General features: G+C 26.3%; 7 protein-coding genes. 1 reads left to right on the top strand and 6 read right to left on the bottom strand.

Going from position 1 to position 7,472, the window contains the following annotated elements:
• Positions 1-138 precede the first annotated feature (138 nt).
• From EHV01_RS01995 to EHV01_RS01975, 5 genes are all read right to left on the bottom strand, one after another.
• Positions 139-927 carry a type III pantothenate kinase gene (locus EHV01_RS01995; RefSeq protein ID WP_422065979.1) on the bottom strand — a complete coding sequence of 263 codons (789 nt, stop codon included), beginning with the start codon at positions 925-927 and terminating at the stop codon, positions 139-141.
• Complete coding sequence (gene coaBC, locus EHV01_RS01990) at positions 927-2,093, bottom strand: bifunctional phosphopantothenoylcysteine decarboxylase/phosphopantothenate--cysteine ligase CoaBC (protein WP_422065978.1); 1,167 nt, start codon at positions 2,091-2,093, stop codon at positions 927-929. Before coaBC ends, EHV01_RS01995 begins: the two co-directional genes overlap by 1 nt.
• A 69-nt stretch (positions 2,094-2,162) precedes the next feature.
• Positions 2,163-2,657, bottom strand: coding sequence for a hypothetical protein (locus EHV01_RS01985; RefSeq protein ID WP_422065977.1), 495 nt, complete (start codon positions 2,655-2,657; stop codon positions 2,163-2,165).
• Between the two features lie 146 nt (positions 2,658-2,803).
• A complete protein-coding gene (locus tag EHV01_RS01980) occupies positions 2,804-4,147 on the bottom strand; it encodes a hypothetical protein (RefSeq protein WP_422065976.1) in 1,344 nt (447 codons plus the stop codon).
• 43 nt (positions 4,148-4,190) lie between these two features.
• Positions 4,191-5,798, bottom strand: a complete 1,608-nt coding sequence (locus EHV01_RS01975) for a formate--tetrahydrofolate ligase (RefSeq protein WP_422065975.1) — start codon at positions 5,796-5,798, stop codon at positions 4,191-4,193.
• A gap of 181 nt (positions 5,799-5,979) precedes the next feature.
• On the opposite strand from EHV01_RS01975, the gene EHV01_RS01970 reads away from it, so the two are divergent.
• Positions 5,980-6,840 carry a bifunctional 5,10-methylenetetrahydrofolate dehydrogenase/5,10-methenyltetrahydrofolate cyclohydrolase gene (locus EHV01_RS01970; RefSeq protein WP_422065974.1) on the top strand — a complete coding sequence of 287 codons (861 nt, stop codon included), beginning with the start codon at positions 5,980-5,982 and terminating at the stop codon, positions 6,838-6,840.
• 74 nt (positions 6,841-6,914) lie between these two features.
• Here the strand turns inward: EHV01_RS01970 and rbfA are convergent, their stop codons facing one another.
• Positions 6,915-7,295 (bottom strand): 30S ribosome-binding factor RbfA, encoded by a 381-nt coding sequence (rbfA, locus tag EHV01_RS01965; RefSeq protein ID WP_415745804.1) that lies wholly within the window; start codon positions 7,293-7,295, stop codon positions 6,915-6,917.
• Positions 7,296-7,472: the final 177 nt, after the last annotated feature.

The following is a 7,472-nucleotide window of genomic DNA, read 5'->3' as shown; positions in this document are numbered from 1 at the left end:
TMTKTAATTATTTTTTTCATTAATTATTTACCTCCATATATTAAAAATATACCTAATTTTAGGTATATTTTATAAATATCAAGAGTTTTCGACAAAATTAAAGATTTGCTATTAGTATCTTTTTAAAAATATTTACAATTATTTTAATAGGTTATGCAAGAAGTCTATTAATTTATTATCTTGTAAAATGGCAACTAATCCTTTAAAAAGTAAATCTTTATCATAATGGTAAGTAACTAATTTTTTAATGTAAACAGCATTACCTCCTGTTAAAATTACTTGTGGTTTTATTGCTTCAGTTGCAAGTTGGTTAACAAAAGCAGTAATTGCTAATAAATGACCATTGACTAATCCAATATTGATTGCTTGTTTAGTATTTTTTCCTAAAGTCGCATTGTCATAAGAAAAATGAAATTTTTGTAATAATTGTGCCCGTTCAAATAAAGCTTCTGCTGCTGTTTCTAAACCTGGCATAATAATTGTTCCTAAGAGAATTCCTTGTTTTAGTAATGAAATTGTTGTTGCTGTTCCCATATTAACTAAAATAACATCTTGTTTAGGAAATAAAACTAATGTTGCATATGAACCAACAATTAAATCAGCACCCAGATTGCGAAGATTAGGAATGTCTGTTTTTAATCGCTCAGTAAACAAATTTTTTTTAACTTGATAAAAAGGGATTTTTAAATCTGCAGCTAATTGGTAAAATAAATCATCTCACATTGGCCGAACAGAAGATAAAGCTAATAATGTAAGATCTGTTAAAACTAATTTTATTGTACTTAAACCAGTTATTATTTTTTGCCGAAAATTCTTTTCAGCAACTAATTCGCGACTAGACATTGTTAAAAAAACAATAATCTTTTTTTGAGAATTAAGAATTGCAAATTTAATTGCTGTATTACCAATATCAACTAATAATTTCATTACTGTGTTCGCTCCTTTATTAATTCACTAATTGCTGCTAAAATTTCTTTTGCAATAATAATTTTGTTTTGACTAGGAATTTGTTGATGCCCTTTTTTTGTTAATAAAATGATTTCATTTTGATCAGTACCCATAACATTAATTTGATTGATAATAATTAAATCTAAATTTTTGTCAATTAACTTTTGACGAGCATAATCTAAATCAAAATTATTTTGAGCACTAAAACCAACTAAAATTTGGTGCTGTTTTAACTTACCTAATTCAGATAAGACATCAACATTAGGAAGTAATGATACAGCAAGTTGAGGATTTTTTCGCTTGCTAATTTTTCCTTTAATAGGAACCGCAACTTGATAATCATTTAAAGCAGCGCACGCAATAATAATGTCTTGTTCTTTATACGTTTTTAACATTGCTATTAACATTTCATTGTTTGTGTTTGCTTTAACATGCTCATAATAAATTGGAAAATCACAATCACCAACAATTGTTGTTAAGGAACAGTTTGTTCATGTTAATACAGTATGCAATGCATTTCCCATTTTCCCGCTCGAATTATTTGTCAAATAACGAATATCATCTAAATATGTTTTTGTTCGCCCAAAATTAAGCATAACTTTTTTATCTTTTCACAAGTTTTTTCAAACTAAAAATTGCTTTATTTCCTTTAAAACATCTTCTCATTCTCAGGCACGACCAATCCCAACCATATTGCAAGCAAGCATCCCTGAACGAGGTTCATAAATTTGATTCCCATCTACTATTAATTGTGCTAAATTCCGTAAATTAGCTGGTGATAAATACATCTTACTATTCATTGCAGGAAAAATCATTTTATAACTTTGCGTAGCACTATATACTAAACTCGCTAACGTATTTGTAAAACCATGAGCAATCTGAGCAATAAAGTTTTGTGTTGCTGGGTAAACAACAAATAAATCAACTTGCTCAGCAATTGTAATATGTTCTGATAAGTCTTTTTTATCATAATATTGTTTCATAAAAATTTCGGTTTTTGCTGTTGTTGGTCAATCCTTTAAAAATTTTAAAGCATCTTGTGTTAAAAGCAATTCAACATCATGTTCTTTCTTCAATGCTTCATATAAATGAAGACCCTTATGAGCAGCAATGCTTCCCGTAATAACTAAAATAATTTTTGCCATCTTAACACCTCACTCATTGTTATAATTATATAATTAAAAATCGATATATTTATGTTAATATATCGATTTTTAATTATTACCTTGTTGTTTTCTTTGCAAAAAAACAGCCTGCATTCTTCGTTGCGATTCGGCAATAATTCCTTCTACTAATTCTTGGCATTGTTGTTGCTCTAAATAACGGCAATAAAAGTTACGAATAATATTTAATCGTTCACCATAACGTTCTTGGGCAAAATATTTTACCTTTTTTAATATTGAGATATAGGCATATTGTAAATCTAATGATTTTTGATAAATTTTTTGATAAACCTGTGCATATTCTTTAATTAACTCGGTTGCGTTATATTCTAAGGCTTTTGTTCATTCAATAATCATTCGTTTTAAAATTTCATCTTTTTGTGTTGAATTATATTTTGAACTTTTCATAACATAATACAATTTTATTTCTAATGCTAAGACAGGATTATTATGTGATATAATTTTTTCATTATTCACAATCATTGATAATTCACGAATAACATTATCATAAAATTGGCTACAATTGTTCCCTCCTAAAGTTGACACTTTTTCACCCCACATAATAAATAGTTTTTAAATCCTTATAAATAGTTTCAATCAAGTACCTTTCTCATAATAACATTATACCGTATATTTATTATTTTTAATTAAAAACTTAACTAGGAAAAGTTCTAATTCATAGTTTTTATCCTTTAATTATCATTACCAATAACATAATCATCATTTTTTAAGTTATAAACAGAAGTCATAATAGCTTGCAATCGCATATAATAATTTGATGATGAAATAATTGGATATTTTTTATCAAAATAAACCTTAATATATGTCAATTTTTTACGATAAGTTGTTAATCATTTATGTGCAATTAAATTTAGTTCCTCCATAATCTCTCGTTGATTAACACTTATGGCATCTTTTCGTTTTGCCGGATCCAGTTTTTTAAATAGACCTGTTGCTTTTTGTTTAAAATTAATTGCGTAATCAATAAAACCAACTACCCCTGAAATTTTAACTGGTGTAACATAAATTCCTAAATCATGATTACGGCAGTAATCATACTGAATTCGCGAAAAATTAGTATTTTTAAACTCTGATTGAACATAATTTAAATCATTAAATTCTTTAATATTATAAATTTTAAAATCCACATAATAATCATATGGTGTTAAAAAGCAATTATTGGTATATCAACTATAGCGTGAAATTGATTCAAAAATTTCTTCTTCAATAAATTCAAATTCACGAAAATAATATGTTTCTGTTTTTCAAAACCGTTCTAAAATATAAAAAATTAATTCTTCACCATCAATATTATTTAAAAATCAATTTTTTTGAAAATTAATATTACGATACTTCATTAAATCTTGTTTTTCAATCCGCTTACTCATATCAATTTTTTGTAAATAATTATCATATCTTTTTGTAAAATATTCATAAAACCATCGTAAAGTTAAGGTATATAAAATATAATAATATGGAAAATCATCTTTCAAAACATACTTAATCAGTTTTATTAATGTTCGTAATAAATTATTAGAAATCTTATTAGCTTTATTAAAACCGTGGACAACTTGAATAACATTATCATTTTTTTCAATTCCATTTCGTCAAAAAATATATGTTAATTCTCTCTCTGAATTTTTTTTATAACAAAAAGGAATAATTCTTACAATAAAATTAATTTCATCGTTAACTTGATATTCTAAATAACCATCATTTTGACTATCCTTGATAACTGTTCCTTTGCTAATATTTTTGCGCATTTCATTTAAAACAACTTGAAACATTTGTTCACGTAAGGCTGTTTTATTTTTAGGATGATACTTAATAATGGCTAATTCTAACTCTAACTTGTCATATTTTGTTAATGTTTTAAAACCATATTCACCAAGAGCAATTGTTTGATAACCTAATTTTTGAAAACTATTTTTATAAATTCTAAAAATTTCCTGCATTTTTTTTCGAATATTAGTTGCTAAATTAAGTTGTTTACTAACAATACTATTTAATTCTAAAAACTTTGCTTTTTTCTGCATTAAGTTCGCCCCTATTTTCTACTTAAAAATATTATAACAAAAATTATTTAATATTTATAATCTCATCATTCACAACATCAATGCTAACAGCATTAGGAATTTTATTTAAACCCGGCATCGTAATAATATCTGCTAAATAAGCAATAAAATATTCTGCTCCTGAATTAATTTTTAAGTCACGAATAATAATTTGATCATCATAAGGATTTTTATTGCCAAAAATTGTTTGATGATTTTTAGCCATACAAACTGGTCAATGTTGATATTTTGTATTTTGTTGATAAAAATCAATCTTTGTTTGTGCCAAGGGACTAAAAACAATTTTTGTTGTTTGATAAATTTTTGTACAAATTATTTTAATTTTTTCAGTAAGCGATGTTGTTGATGGATTAAATAATAATTGATATTGTTGTGGTTTTTCAATTTCTTTAAGAATAGTTTTAACCAAAGTTGGATTATCTTTAATTCCGAAATGATATGTATTATTAATTCCAAATGGAATTTTTTGTTCTTTTAACCATTCAGTCACGACAGCAATTTCTTCAGGAGTGTCAGTTGCAAATTGATTTAAACAAACAACAAAATTTAAATGGTAATTTTGAATAATTTTAATATGATGTTGTAAATGCTCTAATTTTTTTTTCAAACTACCTAGATCAGCTGTTGCTAATGTTGTTTCAATAGCACCACCATGTAATTTTAATGCTCTAATTGTTGCTACTAACACGGTACAATCTGGTGTATATTCCTCGTTTAAATTAATAATATCATTAAATTTTTCAAACCCTAAGTCACTCCCAAATCCAACTTCACTAACAACATAATCACTTAATTTTAATGCTAAATTTGTTGCAATTAAAGAATTTGTCCCATGGGAAATATTTGCAAATGGCCCACAATGTATTAATAATGGTGTACCATATTTTGTTTGTGCTAAATTTGGCAATAAAGCATTTTTTAATAAGGCTAATAATGAACCCGTAATTTTTAATTCGTGTAGGTAAACTGGTTCATTATTCAAATTATAAGCAACTATTGCTTGGTCTAAACGACGACGTAAATCATCAAAATCTTTACTTAAACCTAAAATTGCCATAATTTCGCTAGCAGCAGTAATTTGGAAATGTTCTGAACGATGTAATTTATCATTAATTTTTATTTCAATATTTCGTAAAGCACGATCATTAACATCTAAACAACGTTGTCAAACAATTTGTTTAGGATCAATTTGCAGTGGATTTCCTCAATAAAGAAGGTTATCAATCATAGCACTGACCATATTATTTGCTGTTGTAATTGCATGAAAATCACCAGTATAATGTAAATTAATTTCATTTTCTGGTTCCATAATGCATTCGCCGCCACCGGTTGCTGAACCTTTTAATCCAAACACTGGTCCTAACGATGGTTCTCGTAATGCTAAAGTTGTTTGATATCCTAAATGATTCAACATATCAGCAATACCAATTGAACAAGTTGTTTTTCCCTCTCCTGCTTTGGTTGGATTAATTGCTGTCACTAAAATAAACTTTGCTTTTTTAGGTAAATTAATAAAATTAAAGGCTTTTACTTTTGCCATATAATCACCATATTTAATTAAGTCATCATCTTTTAAATTAATTTTTGTTCCAATTGTGATAATTTTTTCCATTTTCTTTTACTCCTTTTAATTAATAATGTCCTATTTCTTAGGGAGTGTCAATAATTTTTAAACACGATGCTATTTTAAAAATGCTAAGATTTTGTATTTAATTATTTAACTCTTTCAGATACAATAATTTATATAATAATTTATATACAGGTATTTTAGCATAGAAAAGAGCGAAAATTTAATGGATAAAACAAAAATAATTGATGGGAAAATGGTTAGTGAATTAATCAAAGTAAAAATAACTAAACAAATTTTAAAAATTAAGGCAAAAAAGCAACGTGTACCTGCCTTAACAATTATTCAAATTGGTAATAATAAAGCTAGTACTACTTATATTAAAAATAAAAAAATTGCTTGTGAAAAAGTTGGTATTACTTGTAATGTATTAAATTATCCAGATAGTATTGCCGAATCAGCTTTAATAAAAATTATTAATGACTTAAATAATAATTCTAACATTGATGCAATTCTTGTTCAACTTCCATTACCAAGGCATATCAATAGTGAAAAAATTATTAACACAATAACAACTAAAAAAGATGTTGATGGGTTTACTCCAGAAATATTAGGCAATTTAATGCTTGGACATTATAACTTATTGCCAGGGACGCCAAAAGGAATTATCGCCCTTTTAAAACACTACCAAATTCAATTAGCAGGACAGCATGTTGTAATTATTGGCCGTAGTAACATTGTTGGTAAACCCCTTGCTAATCTTTTAATAAATGCCTCAGCAACTGTAACAGTTTGCCATTCACAAACAAAAAATTTATCTGTTTTTACAAAACAAGCTGATATTTTAATTTCTGCCGTGGGGAAAGCTAAATTTGTTACAGCAGAGATGATTAAAGAAAATGCTATTGTGGTTGATGTTGGAATTAATCGTGATGAAAATAATAACTTATGTGGTGATGTTGACTTTAATAATGTTTTATCAAAAGTAAAAATGATTACCCCTGTTCCTGGCGGAGTTGGACCAATGACAATTGCCGCATTATTAGAAAACATCTTATATCTTTATCAATTAAATCAAGAAATATAAAAATGTTTCTTTTAACTTTTATATCACCAATATTTTAGTTAAAAGAAACATGCTTTGTACTTTGATAAGGTTTCTTATTTTAAATTTTGCAAGATTGCTTCAATATTATTCGCATTATCTAATGAATGATCAAAAACAAATTCTAAATCCGGACAACGATAAATTTCTAATTTATGCGCTAATTTACTTCGAATTTCATTTTTATAATTCTGAACAACATTGTGAAGTTCTGCCTCTGATTTATTTAATAATGATGAATAATAAACCTTTGCATGACTCAAATCATTTGATAATTTGACAGCATGAATTGATATAGTATTTAAAATTTCATCACGAATTTCTCGTTGCATAATAATTGTTAAATCACGGGTAATCAAAGATTGCATTCTTTCAACTTTAATTTTATTTGCCATTATCTCACCTTTTTCTAACTTACTAGCATTATAACAAAGCATTTTATAAAAAGGAATAATTTTATTAATAAACAAAATTATTTTTAAAAAGAACTGAAAAAAGGATTAGATGTAATCTTTAATTTTGTCGAAAACTCTTGATGAAATAAAAAAAATCATCAATATGACAATTTGAAAACTAATTTTGTGTAAGATTATGATTTTGCTTTAAATTTTWTA

Origin of the sequence: Spiroplasma sp. hy2, from assembly GCF_044714365.1 — a bacterium.
Classification (GTDB): domain Bacteria; phylum Bacillota_I; class Bacilli_A; order Mycoplasmatales; family Mycoplasmataceae; genus Spiroplasma; species Spiroplasma phoeniceum.
Note: the sequence above shows the minus strand (reverse complement) of the source record. Positions and strands in the feature narration are given on the sequence as shown.